Below are 13,109 nucleotides of genomic sequence, written 5' to 3' on the forward strand. Positions count from 1 at the left end.
GCATCCTGACAGCGCTCTGCCTGCTAAGAGGCGGAGCGCGTCAGGTCACCTGCAGTATCTGCGAATATGCTAGATCTGAACATCATGGGGAGGCGTTCTCCAGGACCTTATCCTGGCCGCAGCGCTTGTAAGCCCCTGCCCTACGTAAGCAAACCCCCGGCCGAAGGCAGCTAGCATTTCGTCAATCATCGTGACATCCATTATCGTCTCTAGAGCTACACTTGGGATCTCACGCGGTTTTGCCCGCAAGTAGGTCACCACTTCACGGGCTGCGGTAAAGTTGCCTATCAAACCGCCGCTCAGGTTCGTCACTGCATTCACCACGCCTAATACATCAGTTGCCGATTGGAATGTAGGTCTCATCCCAGAGATCGCAGCGACCACCTGCCCGGCTGTACCAGCACTCCCTGTTATGAAGAACTGCTGATTTGAGACCCTGGAGGCATGAAGCAGCTCCTGAGGAGCCATAGGGGTTTCCACGCTCGAGCCGCCACCCGCAGCCTGAAAAGCGGCTCTGCGCTTCACTACATTCTGGGCAGTACGTGCCAACGACCCAAACAAGGTGGCACCGCTTGACGCGACGCCGATGGTTCTTAGCAGAACGCTCCAGAATGCGCCGCTTGGGTCATGGCGATTCACGGGATCACCGCCACAATAGGCGTATCCATTGATGCCGCCCCTGGAGAACGGGCTTAGCGAATCGGGCGAGATAAACCGCATCAGGACCGGGCTGTAGCAACGACGGCCATTCCCCAGCGGGTAATGACCAGTCAATGAATCACGATATTGGCCGCAAAAAGCTAGCCCTGGTATTGGAGCAGCTTTGACGTCGCCATAGGGTGAATAAGCGCGCGGTTGGGAGGAATGCCCCCTCATGACTGACTGTTGCCGATCAGTGCATAGCAATAACGTCGACATGGTTTATCCACAATTGCCGAATCTTGTGGATACCTTAGCGAGCACTTAAACGTGTGCGTACTGGCAAAAATACTAGGTGCATATTGATCATTATTTGATCAATCTCAGGCAGACCTTATGAAACCTGGGCTGCAGCGAATTCTGTACACCTTGTCCACAGGGACACAAACAGAGATTGTGTGCAAAACTCCGCGCAACTGAAAATGCCTGTGGATAACGCTCGGAAGCCTCGATTTATGCCACATAGGTGGAACGCGCGCCGGTTATGATCACTTTTTGATCAACCCCACGTACCGCCTGAATCCAGAGGCCTGTAGCGATGCACGAACACTTTATCCACACCTTGGCGAACAGATTCCGGGGGTAAGATTCAGTGTAGGAGCGGCCTTGTGTCGCGAGGGGTCGCAGCGCGGCCCGAGGATCTCGAACCTGGCTCAAGAGTGTCGGGGCTGCTGCGCAGCCCATCGCGACACAAGGCCCTCCTACACAGGGGCGTCAACGCAACACGCCCTCTTCTACCAGCAGCTTGAGGATCGCCTCAGCGCCCTCTTGCGGCGAGACATCCTTGAGCACTTTGCCCCCGCCGCCACTGGCCTTGGCCGTTGCCGCCTTCATCCGGTCGGCACCGCTCTTGGCCTTGATGACCTTCAGGCGCTTAGGCCGTGGGCGGGCAGGTTGCAGCTCAGCTTCGCCCAGCAGCTCGTCTTCGACAATCGCCACGTTACGCGCTGCCAATACACCTCGACGCGCAGGCCCAAACGCACTCTGACGTGGCTTGGGCGCAGCGTTATCCACAGTCGCCAGCAACGGCAGGCGCACCTTCAGGCGACGCCGCTGCCCGCGAGGCAGGGCCTGGAGCACCTGGGCGGTGCCGTTTTCAATGGACTCCACCTCCGCCAGGCCGACGATCAACGGCCAACCCAGCTTCTCGGCCAGCAGGAACGGCAACATGCCCGAGCCCTCGCCCGTCTCGGCCTGGCTGCCGGTCAGCACCAGCTGGGCGCCAGCATCGCGCAGATAATCCCCGAGCACGCCCAGCACATCGGCGCCGGCCGGCTGCTCCAGCACATCCAGGTGCTCCAGCCCCATGCCCAGGTACGCACGCAGCGCCTCTTCCCGAGGATCGCCGGCATGTACCACCTGCAAGTTATCCCCAGCCAGCTGCAAACCCAGCTCCACCGCGCGGGCATCCTGCTCGGCGCGGCGGGCGCGGCCAGAGCTTGGGTGGGCACCGATGGAAACCAGGCTGATGACTTTCGTACTCATGCTCGTGCCCTTATGCCGCGTCGCGCTGGCCGCCGCTGCGGTAGTTGTCCACAGCCTCGATCAGTGCCTTGAGAATCGCCGAACTGTCGCCAATTACCGACAGGTCGGCCCGTTTGATCATGTCGCAGCCTGGGTCCATGTTGATCGCCACCACCTTGTCGCAGGCACCAATGCCCTGCAGGTGCTGGATCGCGCCAGAGATACCCACAGCTACATAAACCCGTGCAGTGACCCAGGTACCGGTGGCCCCCACCTGGCGGTTACGCGGCATGAAGCCGTCATCCACCGCCACCCGCGAGGCGCCTTCGGTGGCGCCGAGGGCTGCGGTTGCCTTGTGGTACAGGTCCCAGTCCTTGACGCCATTACCGCCCGAGACAATGAACTCGGACTCGGCCATGGCAATGGTGGCCGGGTCTACGGCCACGGAGCCCAGGTCTTCGATACGCGACAGGCTGCGTGCGACGCTTGTGGACAACTCCACCGGCTGCGCCTCGTGACGGGTTTCGCTGACAGGTTCGGCACATTCCGCCGCTGCCAGGATCAAGCGTGGCACGGCGCGTTGCAGGTCTTGTTGACCTGCGCCCGCGCGGCCTATGCACTGGCCATCCTTGACCTGCCAGACCCGCGTCGCCGGGCGTTCGCCCAACGCCGCCCCGAACCGCCGGCCCAATTCGCCGCCACCGGTGCGGCTATCGGGCAGCAGCCAGTGGCGCGGTGTGAACTGGTTATCCACAGCCCGCAGGCCCTGGACCAATTGTTCTGGCGCGTACCCTTCGAACGCCTCGCCCTCGATAACCAGCAAGCGGTCGACGCCGGCTGTGGAAAAGTTGCTTTCCTTGTGTTCGCCAAATACCACGGCCAACACTGCGCCGTCGCTGCCAGCCAGGCTGTGGGCCAGGCCCAGCAGGTCGCGGTCGTGGCTGCTCAGGCGGCCACCGACCATGTCCGGCACCACGCCAATGTAGAACGCCGGCGTCGGCACCTGGTGCAACGGCAGTTGGACTTCAGCGGCCGCCGTGCGCCGCCCGCCCACACCGGTGCCCTGCTGGGCGCCGCTGCGGTCGATACGCTTGATGCCACTGGGGCCGATGAAGCCTGCGGCAATCGCATGGGGGTTTTTGCGGATGACGCCGTTGGGCCCCATCCAGCTGGTCTGTTGCGTCTGCATCGCCGCATGCAGCGGATGCAGACGGTTACGGGCGATCCACTCGGCGCGTGGGTCGCGGCGGATGATGTCGCTCATCAGTGCACCTCCGCAGGTTCACGTTTAACCGTTGGCGACTTTGGGGTCGCGGGGGTTTCCTCTTCGATCAGCACATCGGCTACCAGCTCGGCGAGGTCCTTGATCTGTGGGCGCGGTTCGACCACACCTTCGAGCATCGCGGTGCACTGTGGGCACCCCACTGCCACCAGTTCGGCCTCGGTCTCGCGGATGTCGTCCATGCGCATGTCGGGGATACGTTGCTTGCCCGGGATGTCGGTAATCGGCGCACCGCCGCCACCGCCGCAGCAACGGGAACGGAAGCCTGAGCGCTCCATCTCGCGCACTTCGATACCCAGCGCCTTGAGCACTTCGCGGGGCGCTTCGTATTCACCGTTGTAACGGCCCAGGTAGCACGGGTCGTGGTAGGTGACGCTGCCGCCCTTGTGCTGGCCCAGGTTGAGCTTGTTGGCTGCGATCAGTTCGGCAATGTAGGTGCTGTGGTGCTGCACCTGGTACTCGCCACCCAACGCACCGTACTCGTTCTTGAGCACGTGGAAGCTGTGCGGGTCGCAGGTGACGATGCGCTGGAACTTGTACTTGGCCAGGGTCTGAATGTTGCGCTTGGCCAGTTGCTGGAAGGTTGCTTCATCGCCCAGGCGACGGGCCACGTCACCGCTGTCGCGTTCTTCCAGGCCGAGCACGGCAAAGTCCACGCCGGAGGCCTTGAGCACTTTGACGAACGAACGCAGGGTGCGTTGGTTACGCATGTCGAAGGCACCGTCGCCGACCCAGAACAGCACCTCGGTGGCTTTCACCTCCGACAGCAGTTTCAGGTTGAGGTCGGCCGCCCAGTTCATCCGCCCGCCAGGGGCGAAGCCGCCGGGGTTGTCGGTGGCGATCAGGTTGTCCAGCACCTCGGCGCCCTTGTTGGGGGTCGCGCCCTTTTCCAGGGTGAGGTGGCGGCGCATGTCGACGATGGCATCGACGTGCTCGATCATCATCGGGCATTCCTCGACGCAGGCGCGGCAGGTGGTGCACGACCACAGCGTCTCGGCGTCGACCAGGCCATTGACGATCGGCTGGTGCGGATGGCCGCCATGCTCGCCGATCGGCTTGCCGGGGTACGGGCTGCCGGCGAACTTGGCGTCAGTGCCACCGGCCAGGCCGATGACCATGTCCTGGATGAGTTTTTTCGGGTTCAGCGGTTGGCCTGCGGCATAGGCCGGGCACATGGCTTCACATTTACCGCACTGCACGCAGGCATCGAACCCGAGCAGCTGGTTCCAGGTAAAGTCCACCGGTTTTTCCACGCCCAGCGGCGCGTTCGGGTCTTCCAGGTCCAGCGGCTTGAGGCCGGTAGAGCGGCCGCCGCCGAAGCGTTCGGCACGGCGGTGCCAGGCCAGGTGCAAGGCACCGGCGAAGGCGTGTTTCATCGGGCCGCCCCAGGTCATGCCGAAGAACAGCTCCGACACGCCCCACAGCACACCCAGGCCGAGTACGCCGACCATCACCCAGCCACCGGTGTTGGCCGGCAGGATGCCGGCCACCGGCAAGGTGGCGATGAAGAAGCTTGCGGCGAATACCAGCAGGCTCTTCGGCAGGCGCATCCACGGGCCCTTGGACAGGCGCGCAGGTGGGTTAAGGCGGCGTTTGAAGACAAAGATCGCACCGGTGAACATTATCACCGTCGCGACCAGCAATGCATAGCCAAGGATCTTGCTCTGCAGGCCGAAGCCGTGCACCAGGATCGCCAAGGCCGCCGACAGCACGAAGCCGCCCGCCGTGGCGACGTGGGTCTTGGACATGTACTTGTCGCGTTCGACCACGTGGTGCAGGTCCACCAGGTAGCGTCGCGGCATGGCCAGCAAGCCGCCGATCAGGTTGACCTTGGACGCTCGGCCACGCCGCCACATGCGCACCCGGCGCAGGGCGCCGAGCACCGCCAGGCCAAGGGCAGCGAACAGCAGGATGGGTAGAAGGGTGTTCAACATGGGAGGCTCCCACAAACAGCTGAATTCTTGCGCCGCTATGCCCCTTGTGGGAGCGGGCTTGTCCCGCGAAGACGTCCGGCCTGACAACATCGTTGTTCTTGCTGACGCATTCGCGGGGCAAGCCCGCTCCCACAGGGGTCTACGGCGTTTATGCCTGCTGGATCAGAAATCCTTGCACAGGCGCAAGGCGTCGTAGATCGCCGCATGCACGTTGCGCTGGGCCACGCAGTCGCCGATGCGGTACAGCAGGTAGCCCTCGCCCGGCTGGCTGAGGATCGGCTGCGGCTTGATGGCGAACAGCGCCTCCACATCGATCTGGCCCTTGTTGCGCGAGCCATCCTTCAGCGCGTAGTACAGCTCTTCGTCAGGGCGCACGCCGTTCTCGATCACCACCTGATCGACCACGCGTTCTTCCTTGGCGCCGGTGTATTCGTTCTCCAGCACCGCCACCAGCTTGTCACCCTCGCGGTAGACCTTTTCCAGCATCATGTCGCCGGTCATGATCACTTCTTTGGGGTACATGCTGCGGTAGTAAGTCGGGAAGGTCGTACCGCCCATGGCCACGCCCGGTTTGATGTCGTCGGTGACGATCTCGACCTGGCTGCCTTTGTCGGCGATGTAGTCCGCCGCCGACATGCCGGTGAATTCGCAGATGGTGTCGTACACCAGCACGTTTTTGCCCGGCGCAACCTTGCCGTCGAGCACGTCCCAGCTGCTGACCACCAGCCCTTCGGCGGCGCCCCAGTGTTCGTTCTGCTCGACGAACGGATGGCCGCCCACCGCCAGCACGATAACGTCCGGGCGCAGGTCCTGAATGGCGTCCACGCTGGCAGCAGTGCCCAGGCGCAGGTCGACTTTCAGGCGCGCCAGTTCCAGTTGGTACCAACGGGTGATACCGGCGATCTGGTCACGCTGCGGTGCCTTGGCGGCGATGGTGATCTGCCCGCCGATCTGGTCTTTCTTCTCGAACAGGGTCACGTCATGGCCGCGCTCGGCAGCCACGCGGGCGGCTTCCATGCCGGCCGGGCCGGCGCCGACCACCACCACCTTGCGCTTGACGCCGGTGGTCTTCTCGATAATGTGCGGCACGCCCATGTATTCACGGGAGGTCGCGGCGTTCTGGATGCACAGCACATCCAGGCCCTGGTACTGGCGGTCGATGCAGTAGTTGGCACCGACGCACTGTTTGATCTGGTCGATCTGGCCCATCTTGATCTTGGCGATCAGGTGCGGGTCGGCCATGTGCGCACGGGTCATGCCGACCATGTCCACATAGCCGCCTTCAAGGATACGCGTCGCCTGGTTCGGGTCCTTGATGTTCTGCGCGTGCAGCACCGGGACCTTGACCACTTCCTTGATGCCGGCCGCCAGGTGCAGGAACGGCTCCGGCGGGTAGCTCATGTTCGGGATGACGTTGGCCAGGGTGTTGTGGGTGTCGCAACCCGAACCCACCACGCCGAAGAAGTCGAGCATGCCGGTCGCGTCGTAGTACGCGGCGATCTGCTTCATGTCCTCGTGGCTCAGGCCATCGGGGTGGAATTCGTCGCCGCAGATACGCATGCCCACGCAGAAGTCGTCGCCGACTTCGGCACGTACCGCCTTGAGCACTTCCATGCCGAACTTCATGCGGCCTTCGAAGGTACCGCCCCATTCGTCAGTACGTTTGTTGACCCGTGGGCTCCAGAACTGGTCGATCATGTGCTGGTGCACGGCTGACAGTTCGACGCCGTCCAGGCCGCCTTCTTTGGCACGACGCGCAGCCTGCGCGTAGTTGCCGATGACCCGCCAGATCTCTTCCACCTCGATGGTCTTGCAGGTGGCGCGGTGCACCGGTTCACGGATGCCCGACGGCGACATCAGGGTCGGCCAGTTGAAGCCGTCCCAGCGCGAGCGACGGCCCATGTGGGTAATCTGGATCATGATCTTGGCGCCATGCTTGTGCATGGCGTCGGCCAGGTTCTGGAAGTGCGGGATGATGCGGTCGGTCGACAGGTTGACCGACGCCCACCACTCTTGCGGGCTGTCGATGGCGACCACGGACGAGCCGCCGCAGATCGCCAGGCCGATGCCGCCCTTGGCCTTCTCTTCGTAGTACTTCACATAGCGGTCGGTAGTCATGCCGCCGTCAGTGGCGTAGACCTCGGCGTGCGCGGTGCTGAGCACGCGGTTGCGGATGGTCAGTTTGCCGATCTGGATCGGCTGGAACATTGCTTCGAATGCCATGACGCTATCTCCGGCTTACAACGGCTTTGTAACGAACAGGCCATCTTCGTGGCCTTCTTCCGACCCGCCGTAGACCTGTTCGGCCACGGTGCGGATCTTGCTGCCGCGGGCAGCGAGAATCTGGTCCATTGCGCCGGCGAACCAGCCGGTGAACATGTAATCGACCTTGCGACCCACCTTGCCGTACACGTACACGAACGCCGAATGCTTGAGCTTGACGCTGCAGGTGCCTTTATCCAGGTCGATGTCCTGGATCTCGAACAGGCCCCAGCCCCGCTGGGACAGGCGCTTCATGTAGTGCTCGAACACCGCCACGCCTTCCAGGCCATGGCATTCGGCTTCCTTCTCGCACCAGTGCCAGGCGGACTTGTAGCCGGCCTTGTAGAGGATTTCGGCATAGGCGTCAGCGCCCAGCACTTCTTCGATGCCGATGTGGTTGTTGACGAAGAAATGGCGTGGCACATACAGCATCGGCAAGGCGTCGCTGGTCCAGACACCGGTCTCGCTGTCGACTTCGATTGGCAATTGCGGGGCGATCTTGGCCATGGAAACTCAACTCCATAAAATTTTTTATTGGGATGCCCCGGCGTTGCTGGCAGGGGCTTTCAGGCTTGGAGAGCGGCTTACTCGCCCCAGACATCCTTGAGGACGTTTACCCAGTTCTCGCCCATGATCTTGCGCACCACACGCTCGGAGTGGCCGCGCTTGAGCAAGGTCTCGGTGAGGTTGGGGAACTCGCCAACGGTGCGAATGCCCAGCGGGTTGATGATTTTGCCGAAGTTGGTCAGGCGACGGGCGTAGCCCTTGTCGTGGGTCAGGTATTCGAAGAAGTCCTGGCCGTGGCCCTGGGTGAAGTCGGTGCCGATGCCGATGGCGTCTTCACCGACGATGTTCATGGTGTATTCGATGGCTTCGGCGTAGTCGTCGATGGTCGAATCGATGCCCTTGGCCAGGAACGGCGCAAACATGGTCACGCCGACGAAGCCGCCGTGGTCGGCGATGAACTTGAGCTCTTCATCCGACTTGTTGCGCGGGTGCTCCTTGAGCCCCGACGGCAGGCAGTGGGAGTAGCAGACCGGCTTTTTCGATTCGAGGATGACTTCTTCGGAGGTCTTGGAGCCGACGTGGGACAGGTCGCACATGATGCCGACGCGGTTCATTTCGGCGACGATCTCGCGGCCGAAGCCGGACAGCCCGCCGTCACGCTCGTAGCAGCCGGTGCCGACCAGGTTCTGGGTGTTGTAGCACATCTGCACGATGCCCACGCCCAGCTGCTTGAACACGTCCACGTAAGCAATCTGGTCTTCGAACGCGTGGGCGTTCTGGAAGCCGAACAGGATGCCGGTCTTGCCCAGCTCTTTGGCCTTGCGAATGTCGGCGGTGGTACGCACGGGCATGACCAGGTCGCTGTTGTCGCGAATCAGCTTCTGGCTGGAAGCGATGTTGTCGACCGTGGCCTTGAACCCTTCCCAGACCGACACCGTGCAGTTGGCCGCGGTCAGGCCGCCTTTGCGCATGTCTTCGAACAGCTCGCGGTTCCATTTGGCAATGATCAAACCGTCGATGACGATGCTGTCGGCGTGTAATTCGGCTGGGCTCATCAGGCTGTCCCCTTTTATTGAGTTGGGTCACGCCGAACATTGTGCCGGCGCTTTGGGGCCAGCATATGCCTGTGCCCCGAGGCGCCCCGATGCAAAAACGACAGGGGGTTTGCCGAAAGCGTCAATGCGCGACAACAGGCCCTCTGCGCCGCTGTTTGGCGATGAGAGACAGTCTCGATAACGACATTTTGCAGGCTTTCATGAACATTTCGTCAGGGAGCTACCGCGTTGCCTTCGGCTGAGCGAGAATCCCTGCGATTCGTCAGCCTGTGGAGGAGAAAAGGATGAAATCATTGGCATGGCTGGTACTGCTGGCCGTCGTGTCGGGCGCCCAGGCCGGCGAGGAAGAAAGCACCCCGTGCGACAACGTCGAGACCGACCAGCAGACTTACGCGTGCGCGGCGTTCAACAAGCAGACCGCCGAGCGTGAGCTGAAATCGGCTTACGATGACTTGATGCAGCGTATTCGCGACCAGTATGCCGACGAAACCGACCAGGCCACGGCCTTGGTTGGGCGCATGGAGGCAGCCGAGAAGGTGTGGACGCAGCTGCGCGATGCCGACTGCAAGGTCGAGACCTATGCCGAAAAGCCCGGCAGCAAGGCGTTCGAGGCGGCGTGGGATACCTGCGTGGCACAGCGCAGTGATGACCGCTCGGAATACCTGCAGTCCATCGGCCAGCAGTAAACCTGTACTGGCCTCTTCGCGGGACAAGCCCGCTCCCACACAGATCGCGCGGGCTTTCAAAGTTTGAGCAAGGCAGTTGCGCCCACAGGTGCTACGCATGCCTTGGGACCACACCTATCTGTGGGAGCGGGCTTGTCCCGCGAAGAGGCCAGCACTGAGAAACATCAAACCGCCCGGGCCAACCGATCCTCCCGCGGGCAACGCTGGTACCGCGCCCGGTAACAGCGGGTAAAGTACGACGCTGACTCGAACCCACAAGCAACCCCCACCTCCAGCACACTCATGTCGGTTTGGCGCAACAACTGCCGCGCCTTGTCCAACCGCAACCGCAGGTAAAAGCCGCTGGGCGTGTCGTCCAGGTGCAGGCGAAACAGCCGCTCCAACTGCCGCCGCGTCACTTGCACCGCATCGGCCAGCACCTGGGTATTGAGCGGCTGCTCGGTATTGCGCTCCATCTCGCCGATCACTTTCACCAGCTTCTTGTTGCTGATGCCATAGCGGCTGGCGATCTGCATGCGCTGGTGATCCTGTCGCGGGCGGATACGCCCGAGCACGAACTGCTCCGACACCTGCACCGCCAGCTCACTGCCGTGGGCTTGCGCAATCAGGTCGAGCATCAGATCAATCGAGGCGGTGCCGCCCGCGCAGGTGATACGCCGCCGATCGATTTCGAACAGCTCCTGGGTCGCCTGCAAGCCTGGGTAGTTTTCCTTGAACGCCTCCAGCGCTTCCCAGTGCACGGTAGCGCGGTGGCCGTCGAGCAAGCCGGCCTCGGCCAGCACCACCGCACCGGTATCGATGCCACCGAGTATCACCCCGTCATGATCCAGACGGCGCAACGCCTGCTGCAGTGGCGGCCCATAACAGGCCAACGGCTCGAAACCGGCGACGATCAGCAAAATACCGCTCGCCTCGCCCGCGCCCAACGCCGCATCGGCGTTTACCGACATCCCATTGCTGGCCTGCACCGCGCCGCCATCCAGGCTCAGCACCTGCCAGCAGTACGACGGGCCTTTGAACCGGTTGGCCACGCGCAGTGGCTCCAGCGCACTGATAAAGCCCATGGCCGAGAAGCCTGGCAACAACAGGAAATGAATGATCTGCGGCATTGCTGTGCTCCACAGTGAAGGTGGTCGCCTGGGTGCAAGTGTTGGTCGCCAGGGTGCGATTTTCCACCCTGCCAGCAGCGTAGCGTGTTCACACGGTCCAGAGAGACCGAACCCCATAACAATATGCACTGCCGATGGAGAGCCACCATGCACAGCTTGATCCGCCGCAGCCTGTTGACCCTTGCCGTGAGCAGCATCGCCTCTACCCCGCTTCTAGCCGCCGAGCCCGCCGCCTGCCAGAACGTGCGCCTGGGCGTGGTCAACTGGACCGACGTCATTGCCACCAGCGCCATGGCCCAAGTGTTGCTCGACGGCCTGGGTTACCAGACCAAGCAGACCAGCGCTTCGCAGCAGATCATCTTTGCCGGCATCCGCGACAAGCGCCTGGACATGTTCCTGGGTTACTGGAACCCGATCATGACCCAGACCATCACCCCATTCATCGACGCCAAGCAGGTGAAGGTGCTCGACAAGCCCAGCCTGGAAGACGCCCGCGCCACCCTGGCAGTGCCCACGTACCTGGCTGACAAGGGCCTGAAGACCTTTGCAGATATCCACAAGTTCGAAAAAGAGCTGGGCGGGAAAATTTACGGCATCGAACCTGGCTCGGGGGCCAATACCCAAATCAAGGCGATGATCGCCAAGAACCAGTTCGGCCTGGGCAAGTTCCAGCTGGTCGAGTCCAGCGAGGCCGGCATGCTCGCTGCGGTCGACCGTGCCGTGCGGCGCAAGGAAGCGGTGGTGTTCTTCGGCTGGGCGCCGCACCCGATGAACGTGAACATCGACATGGCCTACCTGGGTGACAGCCAGGATGCCCTCGGCCCTGACGAGGGCCGTGCGACGGTGTGGACGGTGACTGCGCCGGACTACGCCGAACGCTGCCCCAACGCCCACCGCCTGCTGGCCAACCTGAAGTTCAGCGCCGAGGACGAGAGTCGCATGATGCAGCCGCTGCTCGACCACAAGGATGCGCTGGAATCGGCCCGCCAGTGGCTCAAGGACCACCCCGAGGACAAGGCCCGCTGGCTTGAAGGGGTGACTACCTTCGATGGCAAGCCTGCCGCAGACAACCTCAAGCTCACCGCCAACTGATCCGGCTTTTTCGCGGGGCAAGCCCGCTCCCACAGGTACAGCGCAAAGCTCAGGGTCACCTTGATCCTGTGGGAGCGGGCTTGCCCGCGAATAGGCCAGCACAGACACCACAAGGAACCGCCATGAACCACGACGTCATCATCACCTGCGCCCTCACCGGCGCCGGCGACACCGCCTCGAAAAGCCACCTGGTCCCGGTCACCCCCAAACAGATCGCCGAAGCCGCCGTCGAAGCCGCCAAAGCCGGCGCCACCGTGGTCCACTGCCACGTCCGCGACCCGCAAACCGGCCGCTTCAGCCGCGACGTGAACCTGTACCGCGAAGTCATGGAACGCATCCGCGAAACCGACGTGGACATCATCGTCAACCTTACCGCCGGCATGGGCGGCGACCTGGAGATCGGCCCAGGCGAGACCCCCATGGAATTTGGCCCCGGCACCGACCTGATCGGCCCGCTGGAGCGCCTGGCCCATGTCGAAGCCCTGCTGCCAGAAATTTGCACCCTCGACTGCGGCACGCTCAACTTCGGCGACGGCAACTCGATCTACGTCTCTACCCCGGCTCAACTACGCGCCGGCGCCAAGCGCATCACCGAGCTGGGCGTTAAAGCCGAACTGGAAATCTTCGACACCGGCCACCTGTGGTTCGCCAAGCAGATGATCAAGGAAGGCCTGCTCGACGACCCGCTGTTCCAACTGTGCCTGGGCATCCCGTGGGGCGCACCGGCCGACACCACCACCATGAAAGCCATGGTCGACAACTTACCCGCCAACGTCACCTGGGCCGGCTTCGGCATCGGTCGCATGCAGATGCCCATGGCAGCCCAGGCGGTCCTGCTCGGCGGCAACGTACGCGTGGGCCTGGAAGACAACCTGTACCTGGACCGTGGTGTGCTGGCCAGCAATGGCCAACTGGTCGAGCGCGCGGTGGAGATCATCTCGCGCCTCGGCGCCCGCGTACTGACCCCGGCCGAGGGCCGGGAAAAAATGAACCTCAAGCGCCGCTGATCCTTTCAGGAG

11 protein-coding genes are annotated in these 13,109 nt (G+C 62.8%); 3 read left to right on the top strand and 8 right to left on the bottom strand.

Translation table 11 applies throughout. From position 1 onward, the window contains the following. Positions 1–69: 69 nt before the first annotated feature. The 7 genes from OGV19_RS22165 to OGV19_RS22195 form a co-directional block, all read right to left on the bottom strand. On the bottom strand, positions 70–918 hold the full coding sequence (locus OGV19_RS22165; protein WP_264310648.1) for an RHS repeat-associated core domain-containing protein: 849 nt from the start codon (positions 916–918) through the stop codon (positions 70–72). Between the two features lie 495 nt (positions 919–1,413). After that, positions 1,414–2,184: an electron transfer flavoprotein subunit beta gene (locus OGV19_RS22170; protein WP_264310649.1), complete on the bottom strand. Its 771-nt coding sequence runs from the start codon at positions 2,182–2,184 to the stop codon at positions 1,414–1,416. A gap of 10 nt (positions 2,185–2,194) precedes the next feature. Beyond that, on the bottom strand, positions 2,195–3,427 hold the full coding sequence (locus OGV19_RS22175; RefSeq protein ID WP_264310650.1) for an electron transfer flavoprotein subunit alpha: 1,233 nt from the start codon (positions 3,425–3,427) through the stop codon (positions 2,195–2,197). Further along, positions 3,427–5,379: a dimethylglycine demethylation protein DgcB gene (gene dgcB, locus OGV19_RS22180; RefSeq protein ID WP_264310651.1), complete on the bottom strand. Its 1,953-nt coding sequence runs from the start codon at positions 5,377–5,379 to the stop codon at positions 3,427–3,429. Before dgcB ends, OGV19_RS22175 begins: the two co-directional genes overlap by 1 nt. A gap of 162 nt (positions 5,380–5,541) precedes the next feature. Then, positions 5,542–7,602, bottom strand: a complete 2,061-nt coding sequence (gene dgcA / locus OGV19_RS22185) for a dimethylglycine demethylation protein DgcA (protein WP_264310652.1) — start codon at positions 7,600–7,602, stop codon at positions 5,542–5,544. A gap of 15 nt (positions 7,603–7,617) precedes the next feature. After that, entirely contained in the window at positions 7,618–8,148 is a 531-nt protein-coding gene (locus tag OGV19_RS22190) for a DUF5943 domain-containing protein (RefSeq protein ID WP_027594293.1), read from the bottom strand. A 77-nt stretch (positions 8,149–8,225) separates the two neighbouring features. Further along, a complete protein-coding gene (locus OGV19_RS22195) occupies positions 8,226–9,203 on the bottom strand; it encodes a dipeptidase (RefSeq protein ID WP_003255700.1) in 978 nt (325 codons plus the stop codon). A 284-nt stretch (positions 9,204–9,487) separates the two neighbouring features. On the opposite strand from OGV19_RS22195, the gene OGV19_RS22200 reads away from it, so the two are divergent. Further along, positions 9,488–9,889: a lysozyme inhibitor LprI family protein gene (locus tag OGV19_RS22200; protein WP_264310653.1), complete on the top strand. Its 402-nt coding sequence runs from the start codon at positions 9,488–9,490 to the stop codon at positions 9,887–9,889. A gap of 164 nt (positions 9,890–10,053) precedes the next feature. On the opposite strand, the gene OGV19_RS22205 is transcribed toward OGV19_RS22200, so the two are convergent. Next, on the bottom strand, positions 10,054–10,998 hold the full coding sequence (locus tag OGV19_RS22205; RefSeq protein WP_264310654.1) for a GlxA family transcriptional regulator: 945 nt from the start codon (positions 10,996–10,998) through the stop codon (positions 10,054–10,056). 147 nt (positions 10,999–11,145) lie between these two features. Here OGV19_RS22205 and choX point away from each other — a divergent pair, with 147 nt between their 5' ends. After that, complete coding sequence (choX, locus tag OGV19_RS22210) at positions 11,146–12,090, top strand: choline ABC transporter substrate-binding protein (RefSeq protein ID WP_264310655.1); 945 nt, start codon at positions 11,146–11,148, stop codon at positions 12,088–12,090. Positions 12,091–12,212: 122 nt separating this feature from the next. After that, on the top strand, positions 12,213–13,097 hold the full coding sequence (locus OGV19_RS22215; RefSeq protein WP_264310656.1) for a 3-dehydrocarnitine:acetyl-CoA trimethylamine transferase CdhC: 885 nt from the start codon (positions 12,213–12,215) through the stop codon (positions 13,095–13,097). Positions 13,098–13,109: the final 12 nt, after the last annotated feature.

This window comes from Pseudomonas putida (genome assembly GCF_025905425.1).
Taxonomy (GTDB): Bacteria; Pseudomonadota; Gammaproteobacteria; order Pseudomonadales; family Pseudomonadaceae; genus Aquipseudomonas; species Aquipseudomonas putida_AF.

Coding starts and splice junctions, on each gene's coding strand:
- OGV19_RS22165 (WP_264310648.1), bottom strand. CDS start 918: ATGTCGACGTTATTGCTATGCACTGATCGGCAACAGTCAGTCATGAGG.
- OGV19_RS22170 (WP_264310649.1), bottom strand. CDS start 2,184: ATGAGTACGAAAGTCATCAGCCTGGTTTCCATCGGTGCCCACCCAAGC.
- OGV19_RS22175 (WP_264310650.1), bottom strand. CDS start 3,427: ATGAGCGACATCATCCGCCGCGACCCACGCGCCGAGTGGATCGCCCGT.
- dgcB (WP_264310651.1), bottom strand. CDS start 5,379: ATGTTGAACACCCTTCTACCCATCCTGCTGTTCGCTGCCCTTGGCCTG.
- dgcA (WP_264310652.1), bottom strand. CDS start 7,602: ATGGCATTCGAAGCAATGTTCCAGCCGATCCAGATCGGCAAACTGACC.
- OGV19_RS22190 (WP_027594293.1), bottom strand. CDS start 8,148: ATGGCCAAGATCGCCCCGCAATTGCCAATCGAAGTCGACAGCGAGACC.
- OGV19_RS22195 (WP_003255700.1), bottom strand. CDS start 9,203: ATGAGCCCAGCCGAATTACACGCCGACAGCATCGTCATCGACGGTTTG.
- OGV19_RS22200 (WP_264310653.1), top strand. CDS start 9,488: ATGAAATCATTGGCATGGCTGGTACTGCTGGCCGTCGTGTCGGGCGCC.
- OGV19_RS22205 (WP_264310654.1), bottom strand. CDS start 10,998: ATGCCGCAGATCATTCATTTCCTGTTGTTGCCAGGCTTCTCGGCCATG.
- choX (WP_264310655.1), top strand. CDS start 11,146: ATGCACAGCTTGATCCGCCGCAGCCTGTTGACCCTTGCCGTGAGCAGC.
- OGV19_RS22215 (WP_264310656.1), top strand. CDS start 12,213: ATGAACCACGACGTCATCATCACCTGCGCCCTCACCGGCGCCGGCGAC.